Raw genomic sequence first — 26,243 nt, 5'->3', positions numbered from 1 at the left:
GCCGCGGGGGCGCCGCTGCCGGTTCAGGCCACGCGCGAAAATTCGCCCTTGGGCTCGATTCCCAGCGCGGCGCAGACCTTCAGCACCAGCTCGGGCTTGTTCAGCGTATAGAAATGCAGCTTGTCCACGCCGCCTTCGACCAGCCGCTCGCACAGCTTGACGCAGACATCCAGCGCCAGCTGCGCCTCGCCCTCCTTGCCGGCGGCGGCAAAGGCGTCCTCGGCCCATTGCGGGACCGAGGTGCCGCAGCGTTCGGCAAAGCGGCGGGTGCCGGCCCAGCTTTGGATCGGCAGGATGCCGGGGATGATCGGCGCCTCGATCCCCGCCGCGCGGCAGGCGTCGCGAAAGCGGAAATAGGTCTCGGCGTCAAAGAAGAACTGCGTCATCGCCGATGTCGCGCCGGCATCGACCTTGCGCTTGAGCCAGGCCACGTCGGCGGCGGTGTCGGGGCTTTCGGGATGCGGCTCGGGATAGGCGCCGCAGCGGATGGTCATGTCGCCGCGCGCGGCGATGGCCTCGATCAGCTCGACCGAATTGGCGAAACCCTCGGGGTGGGGGGTAAAGCGGTCCTGCCCCTGCGGCGCGTCGCCGCGCAGCGCCACGATCTCATGCACGCCGGCGGCGGCGTAGTCCTGGACGATCTGCAGCGTCTCCTCGCGCGTGGCATCGACGCAGGTCAGGTGCGCGGCGACGTTCAGCCCGTAATGGCTGGCCAGCGCCGTCACCGCCTCATGCGTCAATTGCCGGGTGGTGCCGCCCGCGCCATAAGTGACCGAGACGAAATCCGGCCCCAGCGGCGCCAGCGCGCGCGCCGTCTCCCACAGCCGGAACGACTGGTCCAGGTTCCGGGGCGGGAAGAACTCGAAGCTGATCGCGGGTGTCGTCATGGTGCCATCCTTTTGTCGCAGGTCTTGTGACATGCCGCGCGACGTGAGACAAATTCATAATCCTCAAGATCGTCATGAGTTTCAGTCAAGATGCACCTTGAACTTCGCCACCTGCGCAGCCTGCGCGCCATTCATGAACAGGGCGGCCTTGCCCGCGCCGCCGAGGTGCTGAACCTGACGCAATCGGCGTTGTCGCACCAGATCAAGGCGCTGGAAGAGCAGGCGGGGGTCGAGCTGTTCCTGCGCAAGACCAAGCCCCTGCGGCTGTCGGCGGCGGGGATGCGGCTCTTGCGCACGGCCGAGCAGGTCTTGCCGCTGATCGACGCGGCCGAGGCCGAGTTCCGCGCCGTCGAACTGGGCCGCGCCGGCCGGCTGCATATGGCGATGGAATGCCACCATTGCTTCGACTGGCTGTTGCCGGTGCTGGACCAGTTCCGCCGTGCCTGGCCCGAGGTCGATCTGGACATCCGCTCCAGCCTGGCGCTGAAGGCGCTGCCCGCCTTGCAGCGGGGGCAGGTGGACATGGTGATCTCGTCCGATCCCGATGAGATTTCCGGCATCACCTTCCAGCCGCTCTTCGATTATGCGCCGACCATGGTGGTTGCCGCCAGCCATCCGCTGGCCGCCAAGGGCTATGCCGAGCCGGCCGATTTGGCGGGCGAGACGCTGATCACCTATCCGATGGAGCGGGCGCGGCTGGACGTGTTTTCGCAATTCCTCGACCCGGCCGGGGTCGAGCCCGCCCAGGTCCGCCAGGTCGAGCAGACCGCCATCGCGCTGATGCTGATCGCCTCGGGGCGCGGGGTGGCGGTGATGCCCGACTGGGTGCTGCGCGCCCAGGCCGGCAATCCCGAACTGGCGCTGCTGCCGCTGGGTCGCCAGGGCATGCTGCGCCGGCTTTATGCCGCACTGCGGACCGAGGATCTGCAACAGCCCTATATGGCGCATGTGCTGCGCCTGGCCCGGACCGAGCCGGTCAGGATGATGCGCGCCCTGGCGCAGGGCTAGGGGGTGGCCGTCCTCGGGATCATGGTCAAAATGACACTCGTTCAGCCGGATCCCGAGGAGCCTTCCCCGGCATGGCCCTGGCCGCAGGGGCCGCGGGCGATGCCGCAAGCGATTTTCCTGGCCGGCCACGCCCTATGGACCCCACGGCCCGCAGCGCGTTTCGCCCCGGCCCGCCCGGTGCGGCACCGCCGCCCGCGGGAAGAAAACGGAATGCGCCCAACTAAACCAGAGCGTGTATTCTAGTCAATATGCACAATTTGGGAACCTTGGTTAAATTTTTCTTTTCCGGCGGCTGCGTCGTCTGGGCCAGGGCGGATCGGCCACAGCCCTGGGCCGGAACGGTCCTGCGGATTTGACAAACCCGCGCAATCGCTGGATGAATCCCACTCACCCTTTGCGAACGGGACCGTCATGGCCAGCCTTCCCGCAGATCCCAAGCTCAGCGCCGCGGTTTCGGACGGCGCCTTGCTGCTGGCGGGCGAGTTCACGGTCTGGACGCTGGGCCAGCTGCCGCCCGAGGCCGGCGCGGCGCATCGGCTGGAACTGTCGGGGCTGACGCGCATCGACACCGCCGCCGCCTGGTATCTGGTCGGGCGCGAACGCCAAGGCGCGCAGCTGGACGGGCTGACCGGGGCGCAGGCCCGGCTGCTCGACACCGTGCGCCAGGCGCTGCCGCAGCCCGATGCCGAAACCGCCGCCCCCGCCGGCTGGCGGCGGATGCTGGAACAGACCGGGCGGCGCATGGCCGCGGCGCTGCTGTTCCTGCGCGAGATCGCGGAATACCTGGGCCGCTTCCTGGCCGCCCTGGCGCGCGGCATCCGGCATCCGGGCGATTTCCGTTTCACCTCGCTGGTGTATCACTGCCAGGAGACGGGCTTGCGCGCCGTGCCCATCGTGGCGCTGATGTCCTTCCTGATCGGCATCGTGCTGGCCTTTCAGGGCGCGGTGCAATTGCGCCAGTTCGGGGCCGAGGTCTTTGTCATCGACCTGATCGCCATTTCCATCCTGCGCGAGCTGGGCATTCTGCTGACGGCGATCATCGTCGCCGGCCGCACCGCCTCGGCGCTGACCGCCTCGATCGGCTCGATGAAGATGAACGAGGAAATCGACGCCATGCGCACGCTGGGGCTGGACCCGGACATGGTGCTGATCCTGCCGCGCGTGCTGGCCTTGATCATCACCCTGCCGATCCTGGGGCTGATCGCCAATATCGCCGGGCTGGTCGGCGGCGCGCTGATGTCCTGGATCGAGCTGGGCATCTCGCCCTCGATGTTCCGCTATCGGCTGCTGGCGGATACCAGCGTGGACCATGTCATCGTCGGCCTGTCCAAGGCGCCGGTCTTTGCGCTGATCATCGGCGTCATCGGCTGCCATGCCGGGATGAAGGTAGGCAAGGACGCGGAATCGCTGGGCGCCGAGACCTCGCGCGCCGTGGTCAACGCCATCTTCGCGGTGATCGTCGCCGATGCGCTGTTCTCGATCTTCTTCTCCGAGGTGGGGCTGTGAGCGGCAATATCATCGAGGTCCGGGGCCTGCGCACCCAGTTCGGCCGCCATGTGGTGCATGACGGGCTGGACCTCGACCTGCGGCAGGGCGAGATCCTGGGCGTCGTCGGCGGCTCGGGCACCGGGAAATCGGTGCTGCTGCGCACCATCGTCGGGCTGAACCGCCCCACCGCCGGCACGGTGCGGGTCTTTGGCCAGGACGTGGGCGCGCTGGCCGGCCCCGCGCGCGAGGCGCTGGAGCGGCGCTGGGGCGTGATGTTCCAGGGCGGCGCGCTGTTTTCCTCGCTGACCGTGCGCGAGAATGTCGAGGTGCCGCTGCGCGCCGTGCCGGGGCTTGCGCCCGAGGCGCGGCGTGGACTGGCGGAACTCAAGGTCTCGATGGCCGGGCTGCCGTGGAGCGCCAATGACAAATACCCCTCGGACCTGTCGGGCGGGATGAGAAAGCGCGCAGGGCTGGCGCGCGCGCTGGCGCTGGACCCCGAGATCCTGTTCCTGGACGAGCCGACGGCGGGGCTGGACCCGATCGGCGCCGATGCCTTCGACCGGCTGATCGTCGAGCTGCGCGATGCGCTGGACCTGTCGGTGTTCCTGGTCACGCATGACCTCGATACGCTGCATGCCTGCTGCGACCGCATCGCGGTGCTGGCGGAAAACAAGGTGCTGGTCAGCGGCACCATGGCCGAAATGCTCCGGGTCGATCACCCCTGGGTGCATGAATATTTCCACGGGCCCCGCGCCCGCGCCGCCATGGCCACCGGCCGCGCAAAGGAGTAAGCCCATGGAAACCAAGGCCAATTACGTCCTGATCGGAGCCTTCACCATCGCCGGCTTCCTGGGGATGCTGCTGTTCCTGATGTGGTTCGCCAAGCTGCAACTGGACCGGCAATTCGCTTATTACGACATCTATTTCCCGGAAGTGTCGGGCCTGGGCATATCCTCGGAGGTGCTTTTCGCCGGGCTTTCCGTCGGCAAGGTGGTGGACATGCAGCTGTCGCAAAGCGTGAACGGCGCGGTCCGGGTCCGCATCGAGGTGGCCGAGGATACGCCGGTGCGCACCGATTCCCGCGCCGCCATCGAGATCCAGGGCGTCACCGGCGTCGCCAATGTGGCGATCACCTCGGGCCGCCCCGATTCGCCGCTGCTGCGCGACGTGGACCCGGATTCGATCCCGGTCATCGCCGCCAACCGCTCGGCGCTGCAAACGCTGTCGGACCAAGGCCCCGAGATGATTTCGCGGCTGAACACCGTAGCCGAGCAGCTGACCCGGCTTTTGGGCGACGAGAACCAGAACCGGGTGCGCAACATCCTGGACAATGTGGAACGCTCCAGCGCCAACCTGGACAAGGCGCTGGCCGACGTGACCACGGCGACCGATTCCATCGCCTCGGCCGCATCCGACATCTCGGCCTTCGGCGAGCGGCTGGACGGGCTCAGCGCCGCGGCCGAGACGACGCTGGGCAATGCCGACACCGCGCTGGCCAAGTTCACCGAAAGCGCGGCCAAGGTCGACACGGCGCTGGATTCGGGCACCGCCACGCTGGACGAGGTGCGCGCCTATGTTGCGGGCGACCTCAAGGCGCTGACGCAGCGGCTGGACCAGACCGCCACCACGCTGCAATCCGATCTGACCCGGCTGGCCGGGCGCGCGGACCAGAGCCTCGACAACCTGGACGCGGCCCTTGAGGTCGGAAGCCGCACGCTGGCTTCGGCCGAGCGGGCCTTCGACGGCGCCGACCGGGTCATCAACAGCAATGTCGAGCCGGTGGTGGCCGACCTGCGCGTGACGCTGGGCAAGGCGAACGAGGCCATCGACCGCGTGGTTGCCGACCTGCCCGAGATCACCGAGCGGCTGCGCAATGCCGCCGACAGCGCCGAGACCGCCTTTGCCAGCCTGCGCGGGATGCTGGACAGCGCCCGCGCCCCGGTGCAGGCTTTCACCCGCGAGGGGCTGCCGCAATTCACCCGCATGGCCGCCGATCTGCGCGGGCTGGTGGGCAATCTGAACGAGCTGGTCTCGGCGTTGCGGCGCAACCCCTCGCAAATCTTCTCGGGGCCGCGCGCGCCCGAGTTCCGCCGCTGAGAGGTCCGCCATGCGTCTTGCCGCCGCCTTGCTTGTCCTGACCCTGACCCTGCCGGGCTGCGCCGCCTTGCGCGCGCTGGAGGGCGAGCCCGACCGCGACGTGTTCGAGCTGCGCCCGCCTTCGGACGTGCCGCGGAACTGCGGCCGCGGCCGGCTGGCCGAGCTGGTGATCGAGCCGCCCAAGGCGCGCGGCACGCTGGACACCGATCGCATCATGATCCGGCCGAACCAGTTGCAGACGCAATACCTGCCCGATGCGCGCTGGGGCGACACTGTGCCGGTGACGCTGCAAACCCTGCTGGTGCGCGGCTTTGCCGTCTATGATGCCTTCACCCATGTCGGCCGCGCGCCGCTGGGCGCGGCGGGCGATTACGCGCTGATCTCCGAGATCAACGACTTCAACGCCGAGGTCGCGGGGCAGGGGGCCGTCATCAAGCTGTCCGTCGATGCACAGATGGTGCGCGAGATGGACGCCCGCGTCGTCTCGCGCGGACATTTCACCGCCACGGCCCAGGCGGCGACGACGAAGACGGCCGACCTGATCCCGGCCTTCGATGCGGCCGGCCAGCAGCTTGTCGCGCAGATGACCGACTGGGGCCTCAACGCGGTGGGGGTGAACCCGGCGCGCTGCCGCTGATCAGAGGATGCCGTGCTGCTTCAGCAGCGCCTTTTCGTCGCCCGTCACCCAGCCGAATACCCTGGGCGTGCCGTCGAGGATCTGCACGAGGTAATGCACCTCGAAGTCGATGGTCACATCGGGCGCCTCGCCCCGGTCATAGACGGCCCGCCAGCCGACATGGGCCAGGCAATGCAGCGCGTCCATCGGCGAAAGCCGGATCTCGCGGATCGTCATCGCCTTGGTGCCGATGGCGCGGTAATGCGCATAGCCCTGGGCCATCGCCTGCCTTAGCTGGTCGTCGTTCCGGCCCGCCCTGACGCCCGCCGGAGAAGCGGCGATGAACTCGGGCGCGTAAAGCGCGGCGACCTCCTCCATATCCGCCTCGCCGGCCAGCGCCTGCGTGAACAGCCGTTCGTAGCGGGCGAAGAATGCGCGGATGCTGTCCTCCATGGCTTCCTCCTGTCAGCCCTTGTGGAAGTGATCGACGATTTTCTGCGCCATGGATTCGCTGATCCCCTCGACCGCGACCAGATCGGCCAGGCCGGCGCGGCTGACCGCCTTGGCGCTGCCGAAATGCTGCAGCAGAGCGCGCTTGCGGGCCGCGCCGATGCCGGGGACCTCGTCCAGCGGGTTCGCCATCACCGCCTTGGCCCGCTTGGCGCGATGCGTGCCAATGGCCCAGCGATGCGCCTCGTCCCGCAGGCGCTGGATGAAATACAAGACCGGGTCGTTCATCCGCAGCGCGAAGGGGCGCTGGCCATGACGGTGGAACTCTTCCTTGCCGTGGTCGCGGTCCTCACCCTTGGCGACACCGACCATCGGGATGTCCTCGACCCCCATCTCGGCCATGATCTCATGCACGGCCGAGACCTGCCCGGCGCCGCCGTCGATCAGCAAAAGATCGGGCCAGGTGTCGGTCTGGCGGTCGGGATCCTCTTTCAGCAGGCGCGAGAAGCGGCGGGTCAGCACCTCTTTCATCATGCCGAAATCGTCGCCCGGCGTGATCTCGGTGCCCTTGATGTTGAACTTGCGATACTGGCTCTTGATCCAGCCCTCGGGGCCGGCGACGACCATGCCGCCCACGGCATTGGTGCCCTGGATATGGCTGTTGTCATAGACCTCGATGCGCTGCGGCACCGCGGGCAGGTCCAGCGCCTCGGCCAGCCCCTCCAGCAGCCGCTGCTGCGCGGCGCTTTCGGACATGCGCCGCGCCAGGCTTTCGCGGGCGTTGCGCAGGGCGTTTTCCACCAGCTCGGCCTTTTCGCCGCGCCGGGGCACGCCCAGCACGACCTTGCGCCCGGCCTTTTCCGACAGCGCATCGGTCATCAGGTCGGGATCCTCGATGCCATGCGACAGCAGGATCAGCCGCGGCGGCACCTTGCCGTCGTAGAACTGCGCCAGGAACGCCTGCATCACCTCGTCGGCCGATTCCACGCCGTTCAGCTTGGGGTAGAAGTCGCGGTTGCCCCAACTCTGGTTGCCGCGGATGAAAAAGACCTGCACGCAGGCCTGCCCGCCCTCCATGTGCAGGCCGATCACGTCGGCCTCGGGGACGCCGCGCGGGTTGATCGCCTGCACCGATTGCACGGCGGTCAGTGCCTTGATGCGGTCGCGCAGCGCGGCGGCGCGTTCGTATTCCATCGCCTCGGCGGCTTCGGCCATCTCGCGCGCCAGGTCGGCCTGGATGCGCGTGGTCTTGCCCTGCAGGAACAGCTCGGCATCGGCGACCAGGGTGTTGTATTCCTCCAGCCCGATGCGGCCGACGCAGGGCGCGCTGCAGCGCTTGATCTGGTAAAGCAGGCAGGGCCGCGTCCGGCTGGAAAAGGTGGCGTCGGTGCAAGACCGCAGCAAAAACACCCGTTGCAGCTGGTTCAGCGTCCGGTTCACCGCCCCGGCGCTGGCGAAGGGGCCGTAGTAATCGCCCTTTTCCGCCTTGGCGCCGCGATGCTTCTTGATCTGGGCGAAGGGGTGCGACTTGGCGACCAGGATGTTCGGAAAGCTCTTGTCGTCGCGCAAGAGCACGTTGTAGCGCGGCTTGAGCTGCTTGATGAGGTTCTGCTCCAAGAGCAGCGCCTCGGTCTCGGTGCGCGTGGTCAGGAACATCATCGAGCAGGTCTCGCGGATCATCCGCGCGATCCGTGCCGAATGCCCGGTGCCGCGCGCATAGTTCGAGACCCTGGCCCGGAGGTTTCGGGCCTTGCCGACGTAAAGCACCGCCCCCTGCTGGTCCAGCATGCGATAGACCCCCGGCGAGCCGTCGAGCGTCCGCAGATAGTCCTGGATCAGCGCATGGCCGGTCTTGGAGGGGCGCGTTTCTGGGGTGGAATCGGTCATCTTGTTAACAAAATGATTCTCGGGCTCGGCTGCAAGTTCGGGCAGGAAAGTTCAAGCTGAATCCTGTCCACGGAATCTGTGGATAACTCTGTGGGTGAGCTTGGGAGTATCACATGTTCAATTAGCGTTTCTTGGGGTTTCGTTACTTTGCACAAATTCTAGGCAGTATTGTAACTGGTTGATTTATGAGAATATTTTTTCTCTCCTCCGCAATCGACTGAATTTCTTAGCAGAATCGTGAAGATTGCGTGAACGCCTTCCGCAAAGTGGACAACTTGCCGCGGACAGGCGATTTTCCGCCTTATTCGACGCCCAGCACGTCGGGAGTGCGCCAGGCAAGGTGCTGGCCGCCGTCCACGCAGATCAGCTGTCCGGTGACCGAGGGCGCGTCCATCAGGTAGCCCAGGGCGGCGCAGACATCCTCGGGCCCGGCGCCGCGTTGCAGGATGGTCGCGGCGCGCTGGTTGGCGAAATGCCGGTCGGATTGGCGGGTGCCCTGCATGGTCGGGCCGGGGCCGATGGCGTTGACGCGGATCTCGGGCGCCAGGGCCTGGGCCGAGGTCCGCGTCAGCCACCACAGCCCGGCCTTGGCCAGCGAATAGGTCATGAACTCGGGCGTGGGCTTCAGCACGCGCTGGTCGATCATGTTGACCACCAGCGCCCGCGCCACCGGCTCGGCCCCGCTGCGGTCGGCCCTGGGGGCCTGCCGGGCGAAGGCCTGCGTCAGCACGAAGGGCGCGCGCAGGTTCGAGCCCATGTGCCGGTCCCAGCTGTCGCGCGTCGCCGTGGCGATGTTGTCGTATTCGAAGATCGAGGCATTGTTCACCAGCAGCGCCAGCGGCCCCAGCGCGGCATGGGCGCGGTCGACCAGCGCCTCGCTCTGGTCCAGGTCCAGCAGGTCCGCGCCGAAGACCTCGGCCCGCACGCCCAGGGCGCGGGCCTCGGCGGCGGTGGCCTCGGCCTCGGCGGCCGAGCTTTGGTAATGGATCGCCACGTCCAGCCCGCGCCGGGCCAGATACAGGGTGATGGCCCGCCCCAGCCGGCGGGCGCCTCCGGTCACCAGCGCGGTCATTTCCGCCCGATCCCCAGCAGCCGCGCGATCACGCGGCGCACCCCCGGACCGGCGGCCAGCGCCAGCGCGATGATGATGAGCAGGCACAGGATGACGGTCTTGATCATCCGCGCCCCGCCCCGAAGCGTGCGAAGGCGGCGCGTTCCTCGATCCCGTCGATCAGGTCATCGGCGGAAAGGCCGAAGCGGCGCAGCAGCGGCACGCGCTGGCCATAGGTCAGGAAGCGCACCTCCTTGCCGTAAAGCTCGCGCATCTTGGGCACCAGATGGGCGATGCCGTCCGCCAGCCCCAGTTCGACCGCCTCGCGGCCGGTCCAGATCTCGCCGGTGAACAGGTCGCTGTCCTGCGGCAGGCGGTTGCCGCGCCGGGCCAGCACCTGCTGCTTGAAGGCGTCGTGGATCGGGCCCAGCAGGCGGTTCAGCCGGGCGACATCCTCGGGCGTCTCGGGGCGGAAGGGGTCCAGCATCGACTTCGAGCGGCCGGCAGTATGCACGCGCCGCTCGATGCCGTGGCGCTGGATCAGCTCGGCAAAGCCGAAGCCCGAGGAGATCACCCCGATCGAGCCCAGCACCGAACTGTCGTCGGCCCAGATGTAATCCGCCGCCGTCGCCAGCCAGTAGCCGCCCGAGGCGGCCACGTCCTCGACGAAGGCATGCACCGGAATCTCGCGTTCCTCGGCAAGGCGGCGGATGCGGGCGCCGATCAGGCTGGACTGCACCGGCGAGCCGCCGGGCGAGTTCAGGGCCAGCGCCACGGCGGCGGGCTTGCGCCGCTTGAAGGCGCGCTCCAGCAGCGGCGCCAGGGCGGCGTCGGACAGGCCGGGGCCGCCGCGGCCGGCAACCCCGATGGCGCCTTGCAGGCGCAGGACGGCAACGGTGGCCGGGCGGTTCAGGAACGGTATTCTCATGGGTTTCCAGATAGGGGGCTGCGGGGCTGCGGGCAAGCGGTCAGCGCTGCGCTTTCAGAAAGGCAAGGACGTCGGCGCGGTCGGGCATGGCGTCGCCCGCGCCCTTGCGGGTGACTTGCAGCGCGGCGGCTGCGGCGGCGTGGCGCAGGGCATCGGGCGGGGTCTCGCCCCGCGCCAGCCCGGCGGCGAACCAGCCAGTAAAGCAATCCCCGGCGCCGGTCGTGTCCACCGCCTGCACCGCGAAGGCCGGCTGGTGCCAGGCCTGGCCGCTGCGCAGGTCGCGGAACTCGGCCCCTTCGGCGCCGCGGGTGATCAGCAGGCCCTCGACCGGCAGGTCTTCGCCAAGGGCGGCGAAGGTGTCGCGGGCCTCGATCTCATTCACCGCCAGGATCGAGACATGCGGCAGCACCTCGCGCAGCGCGGCGATGCTGAACGGGGCGGCGGAATAGATCACCCGCGCCCCGGCCCGGCGGGCGTGCAGGGCGGCTTCGGCCTGCAGGTTGGTTTCGTTCTGCATCAGCAGGATGTCGTCCCGGCCCAGCCCGGCGGGGCGGGCCAGCTCGGCCGGCAGGGCCAGGTTGGCGCCGCCATGCAGCACGATCGAGTTCTCGCCCGCCGCATCGACCAGGATGATGGCATGGCCGGTGGCGAGGCCTGGCAGCCGCGCGATGGCCGAGGTCTGCACCCCCGCTGCGGCAAGCCGCCGCGGCACCCAGTCGTCGCCCGCGCCCATGGCGCCCAGGTGGATGACGTCGGCGCCGGCGCGGGCGGCGGCGACGGACTGGTTCGCCCCCTTGCCGCCCAGCCCCTGGGCATAGGATTGCGCGTGCAGCGTCTCGCCCGGACGGGGCAGGGCGGGCAGGCGATAGACATGGTCGATGTTGATCGAGCCGAGATTATAGATCGTCATGTCCCGCCCCTCGCCGGTGTCGCGCCGGCCCATCTGAACGGCGCGCGGGCGGCTTGTCCATATCGGCCGGGACGAAAGCGCGTCCGGGCCATGAAAAACGCGCCCCGAGGGGCGCGTTTCAGGATCAGGAGCGGGCGATCATTCCGGCTTGCGCGGATGCTTGATCGGCTGCCACAGCTTCTTGTTGGTCAGGTAGAGCAGGGCCGACAGCACGATCAGGAAGATCACCGAGACGAAGCCGACCTGCTTGCGATCCATCATCTTCGGCTCTGCGGTCCACATCAGGAAGGCGGCCACGTCGCTGGCCATCTGATCGACCGTCGCCGGGGTTCCGTCCTCATAGGTGACCTGGTCGTCGCTGAGCGGCGGCGCCATCTGGATCCAGTTCCCCGAGAAGGCGGCGTTGTGGTAAAGCACCGTCCCCGCCTCTTCTTTTTCCTCGCCGTCATAGCCGGTCAGGACCGCGTGGATGTATTCCGGGCCGCCGATGCCGTTGAACAGCTGCGACAGGCCGGTGCCATAGGGGCCGTGGAAACCGGCGCGCGCCTTGGCCATCAGCGACAGGTCCGGGCCCATGCCGTCGCCGGTCACGGTCGGGAAATGGTCGGTGGGAACGCGCGGGCGATCCTCGCCGGTCTCGGCATCGGTGATGTCGAAATTCGCGGCATAGGCGCGGACCTGGTCCTCGGGCAGTTGCGGGCCGCCTTCGTCGGCCAGCGTCCGCAGCGGCACATAGCGCAGGCCGTGGCAGGCCGAGCAGACCTCGGTATAGACCTGCAAGCCGCGCTGCAGCTGGTGCTGGTCGAAGGTGCCGAAGGGCCCCTCGAAGCTGAACGAGATGTCCTCGATATGCGCGACGGCATGGCTGTCGGCGGCCTCCTCGGCGTGTTCGGCCGGGGCTTCCTCGGCGGCAGCCTCCTCGGCCGGGGCTTCCTCCGCGGCCGCTTCCGGTTCCTCGGCGGCGGGCTCTTCGGCAGGGGCTTCTTCCGCGGCCGCTTCCGGTTCCGCAGCCGCAGGCTCTTCGGCAGCAGGCTCGGCCTCGGCGGCTTCGCCTTCAGCCGGAGCTTCCTCGGCTGCCGGTTCCTCGGCAGGGGTTTCTTCCGCCGCCTCGGCAGGCTCTTCTGCAGCCGGCTCCTCGGCTGCCTCGGCCGGGGCTTCCTCTGCGGTTGCCGCCGGTTCCTCGGCAGCAGGCTCGGCCTCGGCGGCCGGTTCCTCGGCTGCCGCCGGAGCTTCCTGCGCCGCAGGCTCCTCGGCGGCGGGTTCTTCCGCGGGTGCTTCCTCTGCGGCCTCTTCCGTGGCTTCGGCTTCGGCTTCGGCTTCAGGCGCGGCGGTTTCGGCCGCCGGTGCCGGCTCGGCCGCCGGGGCGGCCGTGTCGTTGGTCTGGTAGCTCGAGCCCGCGGGGGCCGTCGTGCCCGGCGCGGTGCTTGCGTCCTGCGCCACGGCGCCGCCTGCCAGGGCAACCGTCAGGGCCGCAACAGCCGTGAGCGATGCGTTTCTCAGGGTCATTGTTGCCTCTCCTTACTCGGCAGGATGGGTTTCGGGCCCGTAATGGGCGTTGAAGTCTTCCTCGATGGTCTGCGGCATGGGATCGGGCTTCTCGATGATGCCCAGCAGCGGCAGGATGATGAGGAAATAGGCGAACCAATAGGCCGCCCCGGCCAGCGCGATATAGGGATAGATCCCCTCGGCCGGCATGGCGCCCACCCAGGTCAGGACCACGAAATCGACCGCCAGCAGCCAGAACCACCACTTGAACAGCGGGCGATACTGGCCCGAGCGCACGCGCGAGGTGTCAAGCCAGGGCACCAGCGCCATGACCAGGATGGCGCCGAACATCGCGATCACGCCGAAGAACTTGGCGTCGATGATGCCGAAGGACAGCCATTCGACCAGCATCACCAGCCAGACGTCGGCGGTGAAGGCGCGCAGGATGGCGTAGAAGGGCAGGAAATACCATTCCGGCACGATATGCGCCGGCGTCACCAGCGGGTTCGCCTCGGTGTAGTTGTCGGGGTGGCCCAGGTAGTTCGGCATGAAGCCGACGATGGCGAAGAACACCACCAGGATCACGGCCAGCGCGAACAGATCCTTGATCACGAAATAGGGCCAGAAGGGCAGGGTGTCCTTCTTCGCCTCTTCCTTCGAGGTGCGGCGGACCTCGACGCCGGTCGGGTTGTTGTTGCCGGTGGTGTGGAAGGCCCAGATATGCACCACCACCAGCGCCGCGATGACGAAGGGCAGCAGGTAATGCAGCGAGAAGAAGCGGTTGAGCGTCGGGTTGTCCACCGCCGGGCCGCCCAGCAGCCAGGTCTGGATCGCTTCGCCGATGCCGGGGATCGCGCCGAAGAGGCCGGTGATCACCGTGGCGCCCCAGAAGGACATCTGGCCCCAGGGCAGCACGTAGCCCATGAAGGCGGTGCCCATCATCATCAGGTAGATCAGCATGCCGACGATCCAGGTCACTTCGCGCGGCGCCTTGTAGGAGCCGTAGTAGAGGCCGCGGAAGATGTGGATATAGACGGCGAGGAAGAACAGCGAGGCGCCGTTCGCATGCAGGTAGCGCAGCATGTAGCCGCCGTTCACGTCGCGCATGATATGCTCGACCGATGCGAAGGCCAGGTCGACATGCGGCGTGTAATGCATCACCAGCACGATGCCTGTGGCGATTTGCAGCACCAGGCAGAAGGCCAGCACGATGCCCCAGATCCACCACCAGTTGAGGTTCTTGGGGGTGGGGATCATCAGCGTGTCGTATACCAGGCTGACGACGGGCAGGCGGCGATGCAGCCAGCGCTCGAAACCCGTCTTGGGCTCGTAATGGTCGTGGGGAATACCGGCCATGTGCGCCTCCTCAGCCCAGTTTGATGGTGGTTTCGTCAAGGAATTCGGCAACGGGGATCCACATGTTCTCGGGCGCGGGGCCCTTGCGGATACGTCCGGCCTGGTCGTAATGCGAGCCGTGGCACGGGCAGAACCAGCCGCCGAAATCGCCGGCGCCGTCGCCGATCGGCACGCAGCCCAGATGGGTGCAGACGCCGATCATTACCAGCCATTCGCCGGCCTCGTCCAGCGTGCGGTTTTCGTCGGTGGCGGGCGCGTCGGGCTTGTTGGGGTTCTGGGCGCTCTGGTCGATCAGCTGGTTCAGCTGGACCGCGCGGCCGCCCTCGATCTCTTCCTCGGTGCGGCGGCGGATGAACACGGGCTTGCCGAGCCATTTCACCGTCAGCTGGGTGCCGGTCTCGACGCCGCTGACATCGACCTGGATCGAGGCGAGCGCCTGGACATCGGCCGAGGGGTTCATCTGGTTGACAAGGGTCCAGGCGGCGGCTCCGGCTGCGACGGTGCCGGCACCGGCCGTCGCGTAGTAGAGGAAGTCCCTCCGGGTGGCGCCGTGGTCGCCTGCGTGTTCGTCTGCGTGGGACACGGTTCTGATCTCCATTTATGCCCCGTAATCGGGGCGATACGACGGAACGGGTCGTGTTTATCGCACAGCCCTCGCCGGGCGGTTCTAGCGATCAAATCCGCGTCAGTCCAGCGGCCCCGGTGCGAGCCAGCGCCGCAAATCGACGCAGGTGTGGGATTTTGGTTGCGCGGGAAGCGCCGGCTTTTCGGCTGTTTGCGCTAAAGCAGTCCTTCGCTGCGAAAGCTCAGCTCGCGCGAGCGTCCGATGATCAGGTGATCGTGGACGGCGATTCCCATCACCTCGGCCGCGGCGGCGATGCGGGCGGTCATGCTGATGTCGGCCTGCGACGGCGTCGGGTCGCCCGAGGGGTGGTTGTGCACCAGGATCAGCGCGCTGGCGGTCAGTTCCAGCGCCCGGCGCATGATCTCGCGCGGATAGACCGGGACGTGATCGACGGTGCCGCGGGCCTGTTCCTCATCCGCGATCAGCACGTTCTTGCGGTCGAGGTAAAGCACGCGGAACTGTTCGATCTCGCGATGCGCCATGGCGGTGTGGCAATAGTCCAGAAGCGCGTCCCAGCTGGTCAGCACCGGGCGGTGCATGACGCGCGAGCGCGCCAGCCGCTGCGCCGCGGCCTCGACGATCTTCAGCTCCTGCACCACGGCGGGGCCTGCGCCCGCAACCTCGGCCAGCCGGGCGGGCGGGGCCGAAAGCACGCGGTTGAAATCGCCGAAATGGTCCAGCAGCCGGCGCGCCAGCGGCTTCACGTCCTGGCGCGGAATGGCGCGGAACAGCACCAGCTCCAGCAACTCGTAATCGGGCATCGCGGCCGCGCCGCCCTGCATGAAGCGGTCGCGCAGCCGGGCGCGGTGATCGGCGATATAGCTGGGCGGGCGGTTGCCGCGCGCCGGGAGGGCAGTCCCGGCGAGCGGCGCTTCGTCCCCCGCGGATCCTGGCACGGGGGCGAAAAGCGGAAGCGGAGCTTCGTGAAAGGCGCGATTCGGTTCCATGCCGCCAGACTGGCATGGAAAGATGAACGGGCGGTTAACGCCGGTTCACCCTTTCATCTCGTCCCAGAAGCCCTTGATCTTCTGAAAAAATCCATGGGTCTGCGGGTTGTTGTCGGCGTGGATCGCCTCGAACTCGCGCAAAAGCTCCTTCTGGCGCGCGGTCAGGTTCACCGGGGTTTCGACCGCCAGCTCGATCAGCATGTCGCCGGGCTCGCCGTTCAGCCCCGGCCCGTGGCGCAGGGGCGGCATGCCCTTGCCGCGCAGCCGCAGCTGCTTGCCCGATTGCGTCCCGGCCGGAACCTTGACGCGCGAGCGGCCGCCGTCGATGGTCGGCACCTCGATCTCGCCGCCCAAGGCGGCGGTGGCCATGCTGACCGGAACCTGGCAGGCCAGCATGCGGCCGTCGCGCATGAAGATCGGGTGTTCCTTGACCTCGATGAAGATATAGAGGTCGCCCGCCGGACCGCCGCGCATGCCGGCATCGCCCTCGCCGGCCAGGCGGATGCGGGTGCCGGTCTCGACCCCGGCGGGGATGTTCACCGAAAGTGTGCGCTCTTTCTGGACACGGCCGGCGCCGCGGCATTCCTGACAGGGATTCTTGACGATCTGGCCCTGGCCGTTGCAGGTCGGACAGGTGCGCTCGACGGTGAAGAAACCCTGCGTCGCCCGGACCTTGCCCATGCCCGAGCAGGTGGGGCAGGTGGCGGGTTCGACCGCGCCCTCGGCGCCGGTGCCGTTGCAGGCGCCGCAGGCGACCGAACCGGGCACGGTGATGGTCTTTTGCACGCCGTTGAAGGCTTCCTCCAGCGAGACGCGCAGATTGTAGCGCAGATCCTGGCCGCGGCTGGCGCGCGAGCGCCCCCCGCCCCCGGCCCGGCGGCCCATCATGTCGCCGAACAGATCCTCGAACACGTCGGCAAAGGCCGAGCCGAAATCGCCCTGGCCGTTGCCGCGGCCGAAGCCGCCGCCGCCATTCTCGAAGGCGGCATGGCCGAAACGGTCGTAGGCGGCCTTCTTCTGGTCGTCCTTAAGGCAATCGTAAGCCTCGTTCACTTCCTTGAACGCGGCCTCGGACAGCTTGCAATCCTTGTTGCGGTCGGGGTGCAGCTGCTTTGCCTTGGAGCGGTAGGCCTTCTTGATCTCGTCGGCCGAGGCGCCCCGAGGAACGCCCAGCACCTCGTAATAATCACGTTTCGCCATGTTCATCGCGTCCGGGGTCTTTCAAGAAATGACCGGCCCGTGCGGGTCTGCATCGGGCCGGCCGGGTGGCTCACATCGCGCTTACTTGCGCTTGTCTTCGCCGAGATCCTCGAAGTCGGCATCGACGATCTCGTCATCCACGTCGCGCGGGCCGGCGTCGCGCTCGGTCTCGCCGGCGCCCGCCTCGGCCTGGCTGGCCTTGTAGATGGCCTCGCCCAGCTTCATCGAGGCGTCCATCAGGTTCTGGATGCCGCCCTTGATCTTGCCGGCATCCTCGGACTTGAGGGCCTCTTCCAGCGCGCCCACGGCCAACTCGATCGCCTCGACGGTCGAGCCGTCCACCTTGTCGCCATGCTCTTCCAGCGACTTCCTGGTGGTGTGGATCAGGCTTTCGGCCTGGTTCTTGGCCTCGACCAGCTCCTTGCGCTGCTTGTCGGCCTCGGCATTGGCCTCGGCGTCCTTGACCATGCGGTCGATCTCGTCATCCGACAGGCCGCCCGAGGCCTGGATGGTGATCTTCTGCTCCTTGCCGGTGCCCTTGTCCTTGGCCGAAACCGAGACGATGCCGTTGGCGTCGATGTCGAAGGTCACTTCGATCTGCGGCATGCCGCGCGGCGCCGGCGGGATGTTTTCCAGGTTGAACTGGCCCAGCAGCTTGTTGTCCGCGGCCATCTCGCGCTCGCCCTGGAAGACCCGGATGGTCACGGCGTTCTGGTTGTCCTCGGCGGTCGAGAAGATCTGCGACTTCTTGGTCGGGATGGTGGTGTTGCGGTCGATCAGCCGGGTGAACACGCCGCCCAGCGTCTCGATGCCCAGCGACAGCGGCGTCACGTCCAGCAGAACCACGTCCTTGACGTCGCCCTGCAGCACGCCGGCCTGGATGGCCGCACCCAGCGCCACCACCTCGTCGGGGTTCACGCCCTTGTGCGGTTCCTTGCCGAAGAAGGCGGTCACTTCCTCGACCACCTTGGGCATGCGGGTCATGCCGCCGACCAGCACGATCTCGTCGATGTCGCCCTTGGACATGCCGGCGTCCTTCAGCGCGTCCTGGACCGGCTTCATCGTGCGCTTGATCAGGTCGCCGACCAGGCTTTCCAGCTTGGCGCGGGTCAGCTTCATGACCATGTGCAGCGGCGTGCCCGAATCCTTGTCCATCGAGATGAACGGCTGGTTGATCTCGGTCTGGCTGGAGCTGGACAGCTCGATCTTGGCCTTCTCGGCGGCTTCCTTCAGGCGCTGGAGCGCCATCTTGTCCTTGGTCAGGTCGACGCCATGTTCCTTTTTGAACTCCTCGGCGAGGTAGTTCACGATGCGCATGTCGAAGTCCTCGCCACCCAGGAAGGTGTCGCCGTTGGTGGATTTCACCTCGAACAGGCCGTCGTCGATTTCCAGGATGGTGATGTCGAAGGTGCCGCCGCCGAGGTCATAGACCGCGATGGTCTTGCTGTCCTTCTTGTCGAGGCCGTAGGCCAGCGCGGCCGCGGTCGGCTCGTTGATGATGCGCAGCACTTCGAGGCCCGCGATCTTGCCGGCGTCCTTGGTCGCCTGGCGCTGGGCGTCGTTGAAATAGGCGGGCACGGTGATGACGGCCTGGGTGACGGTCTCGCCCAGGTAGGATTCGGCGGTTTCCTTCATCTTTTGCAGGATGAAGGCGGAAATCTGGCTGGGCGAATACTTGTCGCCGCGCACCTCGACCCAGGCGTCGCCATTGCCGCCGTCCACGATGGCATAGGGGACCAGCTTCTTGTCCTTCTCGACTTCCGCGTCGGTGGTGCGGCGGCCGATCAGGCGCTTGACGGCAAAGACCGTGTTCGACGGGTTGGTGACGGCCTGGCGCTTGGCGGGCTGGCCGACCAGACGCTCGCTGTCGGTGAAGGCGACGATCGAGGGCGTGGTGCGCGCGCCTTCCGAATTCTCGATGACCTTGGGTTGGCTGCCATCCATGATGGCGACGCAGCTGTTGGTGGTTCCGAGGTCGATGCCGATGACTTTGGACATGCAATAACCTTTCTTGCGGCGATATTCTGGGCCTTGGGTCCACAAGCGGCCCCCGAAGCCCGATCCCTGGGTTGACCGAAGGGCGCCTGGTTCGGGAACCCTTCGAACTTCATGGGCCTATATAGGAAGGGGTCTGGCGGGCTGCAAGCAGACCCGAGGGCAGAAAACATGCGCCCCGCGCCCGTGTCGCAAGCGCCCCTGCGGCGGCGGGCGCGACCCGGCGGGCGGGGGCGCAGGAGAGGGGGCGGGGGCCGCCGTCACCGGCCGGCCGCCCAGCTGATCGAGACCGCCTTGCGCGTCGCGTATTCCGCCATCAGCCCGATCATCAGCAGCGTCAGCGTGGCATAGAGCGGATAGTCCAGCGACGAGTTGCGCGGCGAATAGTTGATGAAGGCGAAGCCGCGCGTCTGGTCGATCAGGTGGAACAGCGGGTTCCAGGAAAACATCTGCAGCATCGCGCTGGGCATCAGGTTCGCCACGAACATCTTGCCGGAAAACACCATGTTGATGCGCTGGTAGAACTGCGTCAGCACCTGCGCCGCCTGCGGCCACCAGGGCCGCAGGGCCAGGAAGATCAGCCCGATGCAGCAGCCCGAGAACCAGGCCAGCACCAGCATGGCATAGCAGGCCAGCGGGTTGTCGATCTGGATCGGCTGGATCATGTAGTGATAGCCGCTCAGCACCACGACGGCCGAGAAGGTCTGCTTGTAGAGCGAGGCGAGCGCCGCGGCCGAGATCATCACCGCGGTGTTCATCGGCCCGTGCTTCATCATCTGGTTGTTGGGGTTGCCGGCCATGGCCACCGCGCCCATGGCCTGCGAATGGGCCATGAACATGAAGATCCCGGACATGATATAGACGATGTAGTCGCCCCGGATCGGCGCGTGGCGCATGCCCATGATGGCGAAAAGCAGATAGAAGCCCAGGATCATGCTGATGGCCTGCACCACCGTCATGATCAGCCCGACCACGGCGTTGCGCTGGCCCTTGCGCAGGTTGTTGACCGTCACGTGATAGATCAGCGACAGCGTGGTGAAAGCGGCCTCGACCATGTTGCGGCTGCGGTGCTGGGTGAACATGGTCTGGATGGCTCTGGCTGCGGTTTCGGTTATGGCTTTCGCGGGGTGCTTGCCCTGCGCGGTCCGCCGCATCATAAGGAAGCCGACAGCCGTGTTCAATCGGCGCCGCATCCCCGATGCTTCGGGACGGAAAGGAAAAACCATGCAATTCGATCGAATGATTGCCGAAATGCGACGTCTTGCCCTGCGGGCCGGCGACGAGATCATGAAGATCTATGGCGCCGAGGATTTCGATGTGCGCGCCAAATCCGACGCCTCGCCCGTGACCGAGGCCGACGAGGCCGCCGACGCGCTGATCTCGGCCGGGCTGCGCGCGGCCTTCCCCGACATCGCGCTGGTGACCGAGGAACAGGCGGCGACCCATGGCCAGAGCCTTTCGACCTTCCTGATCGTCGATCCGCTGGACGGCACCAAGGAATTCGTGCAGCGTCGCGGCGATTTCACCGTCAACATCGCCTATGTGGAAAACGGCGTGCCGCGGCTGGGCGTGGTCTATGCCCCGGCCAAGGGACGGCTGTTCTATACCACCGCGCAGGGCGGCTCGGTCGAGGAAAAGGGTCCCTTTGGCGAAGAACCGGGCGAGCTGACGCCCATCGGCGTCAACTCGACGCCCGACAACCGGGCGCTGATGGTCGTCGCCTCGAAATCGCATCGCGACGCGGCGACGGACGACTATATCGCCCGCTACGGGGTGCGCGACATGACCTCGGCCGGCAGCTCGCTGAAGTTCTGCCTGGTGGCGACGGGCGAGGCCGATCTTTACCCGCGCCTGGGCCGGACGATGGAATGGGACACCGCCGCGGGCGACGCGGTGCTGCGCGGCGCGGGCGGCGAGGTGGTGCGATTCGATGACCACGCGCCGCTGGCCTATGGCAAGCCGGGGTTCGAGAACCCGTTCTTCATCGCCTTCGCCCCCGGCGTGCTGCTGGTCAAGGACTGACGCCCATGTCCGTCGTCATCGTCATCCCCGCCCGCCACGCCTCGACCCGCTATCCCGGCAAGCCGCTGGTCGAGCTGCGCGGCGCGACCGGCGCGGGGCTGTCGCTTATCCGCCGCAGCTGGGAGGCGGCGCGAGCCGTCCAGGGCATCGACCGCGTGATCGTCGCCACCGACGACGAGCGCATCCGCGCCCATGCCGAGGGTTTCGGGGCCGAGGTCGCCATGACCTCGACCGCCGCCCGCAACGGCACCGAGCGCTGCGCCGAGGCGGTGGCCAATCTGGGCGTGTCGCCCGAGATCGTGGTGAACCTGCAAGGCGACGCGCCGCTGACGCCTTCCTGGTTCGTCGAGGAGCTGGTCGCCGGGCTGCGCGCCGATCCCGGCGCCGACGTGGCCACGCCGGTCCTGCGCTGTTCGGGGGCCATGCGCTCGGACCTGATCGCCGACCGGGTGGCGGGGCGCGTCGGCGGCACCACCGCCGTCTTCGGCCATGACCGGCGGGCGCTGTATTTCTCCAAGGAAGTGATTCCCTATGCCGCGGCGGATTTCGGTCCCAGCGAGCCGACGCCGGTCTTTCACCATGTCGGCGTCTATGCCTATCGCCCGGCGGCGCTGGCCGAATACCCGACCTGGGACGAGGGCCGGCTGGAGGTGCTGGAAGGGCTTGAGCAGCTGCGCTTCCTGGAACGCGGCCGCCGCATCCTCTGCGTCGAGGTCGAGGCGAAGGGCCGCGAGTTCTGGGAACTGAACAACCCCTCGGACGTGCCCAAGCTGGAAGCGATGATGCAGCGCATGGGCATCGCCTGATGCCCGAAGGCGGGCTGCCTTCGATCAGCATCATCGTCGTCTCGCGCCACCGGCCGCAGGCGCTGGCGCGCTGCCTGGCCTCGCTGGCCGGCCAGGTCCATGCCGGTTTCGAACTGGTGCTGGTGGCCGATCCCGCCGCCGTCGGCATCTGCCCGGAACTGCCGGCCAAGCGGCTGGCCTTCGACCAGGCCAATATCTCGGCCGCGCGCAACGAGGGGCTGGCGCTGGCGGCGGGCGAGGTGGTGCTGTTCATCGACGACGACGCGCTGGCCGAGCCGGGCTGGGCCGGGGCGCTGGCCGCGCCCTTTGCCGATCCGCGCGTCATCGCCGCCACCGGCTTCACCCGCGGGCCCGACGGGCTGCGCTGGCAGGTCCGGGCCGAGCGAATCACGCCTTCGGGCGCCACCCTGCCGCTGCATGTCGCCGAAACCGCGCTGCTTGCGCCCGAGAACGGCTGCCCGGTCAGCACCATCGGCACCAATTCCGGCTTTCGCCGCGACGCGCTGCTGCAGATCGGTGGCTTCGATCCGGCCTTCGCCTATTACCTGGACGAAAGCGACGTGAACCTGCGCATGGCGGCGCGGTTTCCGCAGGGGCTGACGGCGGTGGTCCCGGCGGCGCAGGTGATCCATGGCGCCGCCCCCGGCGCCGTCCGGGGCGAGGCCGGGGTGCCGCGCGATCTGACCGCCATCGGCCGTTCCGCCGCGATCTTCGCCGCGCGGCACGGCGGCGATGCGGGCTGGCTGCGCGAAGGCCAGCGCCGGCGGCTCCTGCGGCATATGGTGGCCGGCCGGCTCGACCCTTTCGCCATCGCGCCGATCCTGGCGACGCTGGACCGCGGCCTGGCGCAGGGCCGGGGGCAGGCGCCCGCCCCGCCGGTCTGGAACCGGCCCCCGCCGCCGCCGTTCCAGCCGCTGCCGCGCCGGGCGTCGGGCGGCGAGCCGCTGTTTCTGGCCGGCTGGCACTGGCAGGCGCGCACCTTGCGCGCCCGCGCGGCGCAAGCCGTGGCCCAGGGGCGGCCCACCGAACTGCTGCTGCTGACCCCCAGTTTCCTGCCGCATCGGCGGACCCGCGCCGCGGGCGGCTGGTGGGAACAATGGGGCGGTGTTTGGGGCGCCTCGCTGCCCAGAGACCCGCCTGTCATATTTCTGAGCAAGAATGCGCGCATTCTGCGCGAGCGAGGAAATTTGCCTGGACGGCGGAGCGAGATCAGCGGAAAATCGCCGCAAAACGCAAAAATTGAATCGCTTTAACATTTTAAAGGAACGACTGTGCCGGCCAGGCGCTTGTTGCGCAGGCGCCCGCAAAAAGGGATAAATGCCCTGCGTCGGTGCAGAAATCAGGAGACCGAATTCATGACTCGCAAAGTCACCAAGGCCATCTTCCCCGTGGCTGGACTGGGCACCCGCTTTCTTCCCGCCACCAAGAGCATTCCCAAGGAGATCATGACCTTGGTGGATCGCCCGCTGATCCAATATGCCATCGACGAGGCACGGGCGGCAGGGATCGAGGAGTTCATCTTTGTCACCTCGCGCGGCAAGGGCGCGCTCGAGGATTACTTCGACCACGCCCATGAGCTCGAATCGAGCCTGAAGAAATCCGGCAAGAACGAATTGCTGGACATCCTGCGCTCGACCAACATGGAATCGGGCGCCATCGCCTATGTCCGCCAGCACAAGGCGCTGGGGCTGGGCCATGCCGTCTGGTGCGCCCGCCGCCTGGTCGGCGACGAGCCCTTTGCCGTCATCCTGACCGACGACGTCATCATGGGCGAGCCGCCCTGCCTGCAACAGATGATCGAGGCCTATCAGGAAACCGGCGGCAGCATGGTCGCCACCATGGAGGTTCCGGCCGAGAAGACCAGGGCCTACGGCGTGCTGGACGTGTCCGAGGACATGGGCGCCATCGTCCGCGCCCGCGGCATGGTGGAGAAGCCCAAGGACAACCCGCCCTCGAACCTGGCCGTGATCGGCCGCTACATCCTGGCGCCCTCGGTGCTGAGCAACCTCAACAAGCTCAAGCAGGGCTCGGGCGGCGAGATCCAGTTGACCGACGCCATCGCCGACGAGATCGCCGAGGGTCGCGACGTGTTCGGCCTGCGCTTCCGCGGCCAGCGCTTCGACTGCGGCTCGAAGGCGGGCTTCCTGCAGGCGACCGTGGCTTTCGGCCTGGCGCGCGACGATCTGAGGGATGAATTTGCCGACTATCTTTCCGACGTCCTGGCAATGCGCAAGGCGGCGGAATAAGCGGGCATGACGAACAAGGTTCTGGTGACCGGCGGCGCGGGCTATATCGGCTCGCACGCCTGCAAGGCATTGCGCGCGGCGGGCTTCGAGCCCGTCACCTATGACAATCTCTGCACCGGCTGGCGGCAGGCGGTGAAATTCGGCCCCTTCGAGCAGGGCGACCTGCTGGACCGGGCCCGGCTGGACGAGGTCTTTGCCCGCCACAAGCCCGTCGCGGTGATGCATTTCGCCGCGCTGAGCCAGGTCGGCGAGGCGATGCGCGAGCCGGGCAAGTATTGGCGCGGCAATGTCAGCGCCTCGCTGAGCCTGATCGAGGCGACGCTGGCGGCGGGGGTGCGGAATTTCGTCTTCAGTTCGACCTGCGCCACCTATGGCGACCATGACGGTGTCGTGCTGGACGAGACGACCGCGCAGACGCCGCTGAACGCCTATGGCGCCTCCAAGCGCGCGATCGAGGACATGCTGAAGGATTTCGGCGCCTCGGACGGGCTGAAATCGGTGATCTTCCGCTATTTCAACGTGGCCGGCGCCGACCCGGATGCCGAGGTGGGCGAGTTCCACCAGCCCGAGACGCATCTGATCCCGCTGATCCTGGACGCCATCGACGGCAAGCGCGCGGCGCTGACCATCCACGGCACGGATTATCCGACCCCGGACGGCACCTGCATCCGCGACTATGTTCATGTGATGGACCTGGTGGACGCGCATGTGCTGGGGCTGAAACACCTGCTGGACGGCAAGGTGGCCGAGGGCGGGCACGAGGTCTTCTGCCTGGGCACCGGCAACGGTTTTTCGGTGCGCGAGGTGATCGACCATTCCCGGCATGTCACCAACCGCCCGGTGCCGCTGACCGAGGGGTCGCGCCGTGGCGGCGATGCCGTCAAGCTGGTCTCGGGCAGCGAGAAGGCGGTCTCGGTTCTGGGCTGGAACCCGGCGCGCTCGACCCTGCCGCAGATGATCGGCGACGCCTGGCGCTGGCACCAGAACGGCGGATATGAGGCCTGACCCGGCGGTTCTGCTGGATGTCTCGCGGCTGATCTCGCGGCTCGGCGGTGGCCCGGCGACGGGCATCGACCGGGTCGAGGCGGAATGGCTGGCCCATCTGCAAGACCGCCCGCATCTGCTGCTGTGCCGGGTGCGGCGCGGGCAGTTGCTGCTGCCGCCCCAGGCCGGGGCGGCGATCCTGCGCTGGCTGGGCGGGGCGCTGGACGACCTGCCGCCGCCCGACCTGCTGGACCGGCTGCGCGGGCGGCGCACCCTGGCTGCGCGGGCCGAGGCGGCTTTGCGCGGCATGGCGCTGGCACGGGCCGGTCGCGACGGGCGGGGCCTGGGCCGCGCCGCCCAGGCGCATCTGGGGCAGGGCGTCTACGTCAACGTCGGCCATGCCAACCTGCAACCGGCGCTGCTGGCGAACCTGCGCCCCCTGCCGCGGGCGGTGCTGATCCACGACACCATCCCGCTGGACCATCCCGAATTCACCCGTGCCGGCCAGGCCGGGAAGTTCCGCGACCGCTTCGCCGCCGCGCTGGGGCAGGCAGAACTGATCCTGACCGTTTCGCAGGCCACCCGCGCCGATGTGCTGCGCTGGCGCGAGCGGCTGGGGCTGCCGGGCCATGCGCCGGTCGTCGCCGCGCCCATCGGCACCAGGCTGGCCGCGCCCGATCCGGCCGGCCTGCCGGCCGGCCTGGACCTGTCGCGCCCCTTCTTCATCACCCTGGGCACCATCGAGCCGCGCAAGAACCACGGGCTGCTCCTGGACGCCTGGCAGTTGCTGGAGCGCGGGCCGAAGCCGCCGCAGCTGTTCGTCATCGGCCGCCGCGGCTGGGAGAATCGCGCGGTCTTTGCCCGGCTCGACCGCCTGCCGCCGCGCGGGCCGGTGCAGGAGCTTTCCGACCTGGACGACGGCGCGGTGGCGGCGCTGCTGAACCGCAGCCATGGGTTGCTGATGCCCAGCCGGGCCGAGGGCTTCGGCCTGCCGCTGACCGAGGCGGCCGGGCGCGGCATCCCGGTCCTGGCCACGCCCTTGCCGGCGGCGCGCGAGATGCTGGGCGATTACGCGACCTGGCTGTCGCCCGACGCCCCCGCCGACTGGGCGGCCGAGATCGCGCGGCTGGCGGCCGCCCCGCCGCTGCGGCGGCCGGCCTGGCCGGTGCCGGCCTGGGACGGGCATTTCGCGCATTTCCACGCAGGGTTGAGCGAAACATTGCGCCTCTCGGAGGTTGCGTCTATGTGACGGGCA

At 68.0% G+C, this 26,243-nt stretch carries 23 protein-coding genes and 1 pseudogene; 11 read left to right on the top strand and 13 right to left on the bottom strand.

Annotated features, from left to right (window positions below; translation table 11 throughout):
- Positions 1–23: 23 nt before the first annotated feature.
- The gene (metF, locus tag E3U25_RS17660) at positions 24–887 is read right to left on the bottom strand and encodes a methylenetetrahydrofolate reductase [NAD(P)H] (RefSeq protein WP_072461662.1); all 864 of its coding nucleotides are present in this window, start codon (positions 885–887) and stop codon (positions 24–26) included.
- Positions 888–977: 90 nt separating this feature from the next.
- Between metF and E3U25_RS17655 the strand changes: the two genes are divergently transcribed.
- From E3U25_RS17655 to E3U25_RS17635, 5 genes are all read left to right on the top strand, one after another.
- Positions 978–1,895, top strand: a complete 918-nt coding sequence (locus tag E3U25_RS17655; RefSeq protein ID WP_072461661.1) for a LysR family transcriptional regulator — start codon at positions 978–980, stop codon at positions 1,893–1,895.
- 411 nt (positions 1,896–2,306) lie between these two features.
- Complete coding sequence (locus E3U25_RS17650) at positions 2,307–3,401, top strand: MlaE family ABC transporter permease (protein ID WP_072461660.1); 1,095 nt, start codon at positions 2,307–2,309, stop codon at positions 3,399–3,401.
- Positions 3,398–4,174: an ABC transporter ATP-binding protein gene (locus E3U25_RS17645; RefSeq protein WP_036759037.1), complete on the top strand. Its 777-nt coding sequence runs from the start codon at positions 3,398–3,400 to the stop codon at positions 4,172–4,174. The genes E3U25_RS17650 and E3U25_RS17645 overlap by 4 nt, the downstream gene beginning before the upstream one ends.
- A 4-nt stretch (positions 4,175–4,178) precedes the next feature.
- On the top strand, positions 4,179–5,480 hold the full coding sequence (locus E3U25_RS17640; RefSeq protein WP_116222038.1) for an MlaD family protein: 1,302 nt from the start codon (positions 4,179–4,181) through the stop codon (positions 5,478–5,480).
- 10 nt (positions 5,481–5,490) lie between these two features.
- Positions 5,491–6,117, top strand: a complete 627-nt coding sequence (locus tag E3U25_RS17635) for an ABC-type transport auxiliary lipoprotein family protein (protein ID WP_116222039.1) — start codon at positions 5,491–5,493, stop codon at positions 6,115–6,117.
- Here E3U25_RS17635 and E3U25_RS17630 read toward each other — a convergent pair whose 3' ends face one another.
- The 12 genes and pseudogenes from E3U25_RS17630 to E3U25_RS17575 all read right to left on the bottom strand — a co-directional run bounded on the left by E3U25_RS17630 (position 6,118) and on the right by E3U25_RS17575 (position 20,084).
- On the bottom strand, positions 6,118–6,549 hold the full coding sequence (locus E3U25_RS17630) for a DUF4440 domain-containing protein (protein WP_116222040.1): 432 nt from the start codon (positions 6,547–6,549) through the stop codon (positions 6,118–6,120).
- Positions 6,550–6,561: 12 nt separating this feature from the next.
- The gene (gene uvrC, locus E3U25_RS17625) at positions 6,562–8,433 is read right to left on the bottom strand and encodes an excinuclease ABC subunit UvrC (RefSeq protein ID WP_116222041.1); all 1,872 of its coding nucleotides are present in this window, start codon (positions 8,431–8,433) and stop codon (positions 6,562–6,564) included.
- A gap of 301 nt (positions 8,434–8,734) precedes the next feature.
- On the bottom strand, positions 8,735–9,505 hold the full coding sequence (locus tag E3U25_RS17620) for an SDR family oxidoreductase (RefSeq protein ID WP_036759049.1): 771 nt from the start codon (positions 9,503–9,505) through the stop codon (positions 8,735–8,737).
- A gap of 103 nt (positions 9,506–9,608) precedes the next feature.
- Positions 9,609–10,412: a S49 family peptidase gene (locus E3U25_RS17615; protein WP_072461656.1), complete on the bottom strand. Its 804-nt coding sequence runs from the start codon at positions 10,410–10,412 to the stop codon at positions 9,609–9,611.
- Positions 10,413–10,452: 40 nt separating this feature from the next.
- Positions 10,453–11,322 carry a ribokinase gene (locus E3U25_RS17610; protein ID WP_116222431.1) on the bottom strand — a complete coding sequence of 290 codons (870 nt, stop codon included), beginning with the start codon at positions 11,320–11,322 and terminating at the stop codon, positions 10,453–10,455.
- Between the two features lie 138 nt (positions 11,323–11,460).
- Positions 11,461–12,174 (bottom strand): annotated as a pseudogene (locus E3U25_RS17605) (cytochrome c1); the annotation flags it as partial.
- 666 nt (positions 12,175–12,840) lie between these two features.
- Entirely contained in the window at positions 12,841–14,163 is a 1,323-nt protein-coding gene (petB, locus tag E3U25_RS17600; protein WP_114535821.1) for a cytochrome b, read from the bottom strand.
- A 10-nt stretch (positions 14,164–14,173) separates the two neighbouring features.
- Entirely contained in the window at positions 14,174–14,746 is a 573-nt protein-coding gene (gene petA, locus E3U25_RS17595) for a ubiquinol-cytochrome c reductase iron-sulfur subunit (RefSeq protein WP_208021296.1), read from the bottom strand.
- A gap of 197 nt (positions 14,747–14,943) precedes the next feature.
- On the bottom strand, positions 14,944–15,735 hold the full coding sequence (gene radC / locus E3U25_RS17590; protein ID WP_072461654.1) for a RadC family protein: 792 nt from the start codon (positions 15,733–15,735) through the stop codon (positions 14,944–14,946).
- A 45-nt stretch (positions 15,736–15,780) separates the two neighbouring features.
- The gene (dnaJ, locus tag E3U25_RS17585; protein ID WP_036759083.1) at positions 15,781–16,935 is read right to left on the bottom strand and encodes a molecular chaperone DnaJ; all 1,155 of its coding nucleotides are present in this window, start codon (positions 16,933–16,935) and stop codon (positions 15,781–15,783) included.
- 81 nt (positions 16,936–17,016) lie between these two features.
- Positions 17,017–18,933, bottom strand: coding sequence for a molecular chaperone DnaK (gene dnaK, locus E3U25_RS17580; RefSeq protein WP_036759063.1), 1,917 nt, complete (start codon positions 18,931–18,933; stop codon positions 17,017–17,019).
- Positions 18,934–19,190: 257 nt separating this feature from the next.
- On the bottom strand, positions 19,191–20,084 hold the full coding sequence (locus E3U25_RS17575; protein WP_281029317.1) for an ABC transporter permease: 894 nt from the start codon (positions 20,082–20,084) through the stop codon (positions 19,191–19,193).
- 70 nt (positions 20,085–20,154) lie between these two features.
- Here E3U25_RS17575 and cysQ point away from each other — a divergent pair, with 70 nt between their 5' ends.
- The 6 genes from cysQ to E3U25_RS17545 all read left to right on the top strand — a co-directional run bounded on the left by cysQ (position 20,155) and on the right by E3U25_RS17545 (position 26,237).
- On the top strand, positions 20,155–20,952 hold the full coding sequence (cysQ, locus tag E3U25_RS17570; protein ID WP_116222042.1) for a 3'(2'),5'-bisphosphate nucleotidase CysQ: 798 nt from the start codon (positions 20,155–20,157) through the stop codon (positions 20,950–20,952).
- A gap of 5 nt (positions 20,953–20,957) precedes the next feature.
- Positions 20,958–21,758, top strand: coding sequence for a 3-deoxy-manno-octulosonate cytidylyltransferase (locus E3U25_RS17565; protein WP_116222043.1), 801 nt, complete (start codon positions 20,958–20,960; stop codon positions 21,756–21,758).
- The gene (locus E3U25_RS17560; RefSeq protein ID WP_116222044.1) at positions 21,758–23,011 is read left to right on the top strand and encodes a glycosyltransferase family 2 protein; all 1,254 of its coding nucleotides are present in this window, start codon (positions 21,758–21,760) and stop codon (positions 23,009–23,011) included. Before E3U25_RS17565 ends, E3U25_RS17560 begins: the two co-directional genes overlap by 1 nt.
- A 102-nt stretch (positions 23,012–23,113) precedes the next feature.
- The gene (locus E3U25_RS17555; protein ID WP_036752388.1) at positions 23,114–24,004 is read left to right on the top strand and encodes a UTP--glucose-1-phosphate uridylyltransferase; all 891 of its coding nucleotides are present in this window, start codon (positions 23,114–23,116) and stop codon (positions 24,002–24,004) included.
- A gap of 6 nt (positions 24,005–24,010) precedes the next feature.
- Positions 24,011–25,009, top strand: a complete 999-nt coding sequence (galE, locus tag E3U25_RS17550; protein ID WP_116222045.1) for a UDP-glucose 4-epimerase GalE — start codon at positions 24,011–24,013, stop codon at positions 25,007–25,009.
- A complete protein-coding gene (locus E3U25_RS17545) occupies positions 24,999–26,237 on the top strand; it encodes a glycosyltransferase family 4 protein (protein ID WP_116222046.1) in 1,239 nt (412 codons plus the stop codon). Before galE ends, E3U25_RS17545 begins: the two co-directional genes overlap by 11 nt.
- Positions 26,238–26,243 lie beyond the last annotated feature (6 nt).

The organism is Paracoccus versutus, from assembly GCF_029909795.1.
Taxonomy (GTDB): Bacteria; Pseudomonadota; Alphaproteobacteria; order Rhodobacterales; family Rhodobacteraceae; genus Paracoccus; species Paracoccus versutus.
This window is presented reverse-complemented; position numbering and strand designations above follow the sequence as displayed.

Bases quoted from the DNA above. Each gene is read 5' to 3' on its own strand.
- dnaK (WP_036759063.1), bottom strand. From the start codon at position 18,933: ATGTCCAAAGTCATCGGCATCGACCTCGGAACCACCAACAGCTGCGTC.
- E3U25_RS17635 (WP_116222039.1), top strand. From the start codon at position 5,491: ATGCGTCTTGCCGCCGCCTTGCTTGTCCTGACCCTGACCCTGCCGGGC.
- uvrC (WP_116222041.1), bottom strand. From the start codon at position 8,433: ATGACCGATTCCACCCCAGAAACGCGCCCCTCCAAGACCGGCCATGCG.
- E3U25_RS17555 (WP_036752388.1), top strand. From the start codon at position 23,114: ATGACTCGCAAAGTCACCAAGGCCATCTTCCCCGTGGCTGGACTGGGC.
- E3U25_RS17650 (WP_072461660.1), top strand. From the start codon at position 2,307: ATGGCCAGCCTTCCCGCAGATCCCAAGCTCAGCGCCGCGGTTTCGGAC.
- petB (WP_114535821.1), bottom strand. From the start codon at position 14,163: ATGGCCGGTATTCCCCACGACCATTACGAGCCCAAGACGGGTTTCGAG.
- E3U25_RS17575 (WP_281029317.1), bottom strand. From the start codon at position 20,084: ATGCGGCGGACCGCGCAGGGCAAGCACCCCGCGAAAGCCATAACCGAA.
- E3U25_RS17565 (WP_116222043.1), top strand. From the start codon at position 20,958: ATGTCCGTCGTCATCGTCATCCCCGCCCGCCACGCCTCGACCCGCTAT.
- E3U25_RS17655 (WP_072461661.1), top strand. From the start codon at position 978: ATGCACCTTGAACTTCGCCACCTGCGCAGCCTGCGCGCCATTCATGAA.
- E3U25_RS17610 (WP_116222431.1), bottom strand. From the start codon at position 11,322: ATGACGATCTATAATCTCGGCTCGATCAACATCGACCATGTCTATCGC.
- E3U25_RS17560 (WP_116222044.1), top strand. From the start codon at position 21,758: ATGCCCGAAGGCGGGCTGCCTTCGATCAGCATCATCGTCGTCTCGCGC.
- E3U25_RS17615 (WP_072461656.1), bottom strand. From the start codon at position 10,412: ATGAGAATACCGTTCCTGAACCGCCCGGCCACCGTTGCCGTCCTGCGC.
- metF (WP_072461662.1), bottom strand. From the start codon at position 887: ATGACGACACCCGCGATCAGCTTCGAGTTCTTCCCGCCCCGGAACCTG.
- E3U25_RS17545 (WP_116222046.1), top strand. From the start codon at position 24,999: ATGAGGCCTGACCCGGCGGTTCTGCTGGATGTCTCGCGGCTGATCTCG.
- dnaJ (WP_036759083.1), bottom strand. From the start codon at position 16,935: ATGGCGAAACGTGATTATTACGAGGTGCTGGGCGTTCCTCGGGGCGCC.
- E3U25_RS17640 (WP_116222038.1), top strand. From the start codon at position 4,179: ATGGAAACCAAGGCCAATTACGTCCTGATCGGAGCCTTCACCATCGCC.
- E3U25_RS17630 (WP_116222040.1), bottom strand. From the start codon at position 6,549: ATGGAGGACAGCATCCGCGCATTCTTCGCCCGCTACGAACGGCTGTTC.
- cysQ (WP_116222042.1), top strand. From the start codon at position 20,155: ATGCAATTCGATCGAATGATTGCCGAAATGCGACGTCTTGCCCTGCGG.
- E3U25_RS17620 (WP_036759049.1), bottom strand. From the start codon at position 9,505: ATGACCGCGCTGGTGACCGGAGGCGCCCGCCGGCTGGGGCGGGCCATC.
- radC (WP_072461654.1), bottom strand. From the start codon at position 15,735: ATGGAACCGAATCGCGCCTTTCACGAAGCTCCGCTTCCGCTTTTCGCC.
- galE (WP_116222045.1), top strand. From the start codon at position 24,011: ATGACGAACAAGGTTCTGGTGACCGGCGGCGCGGGCTATATCGGCTCG.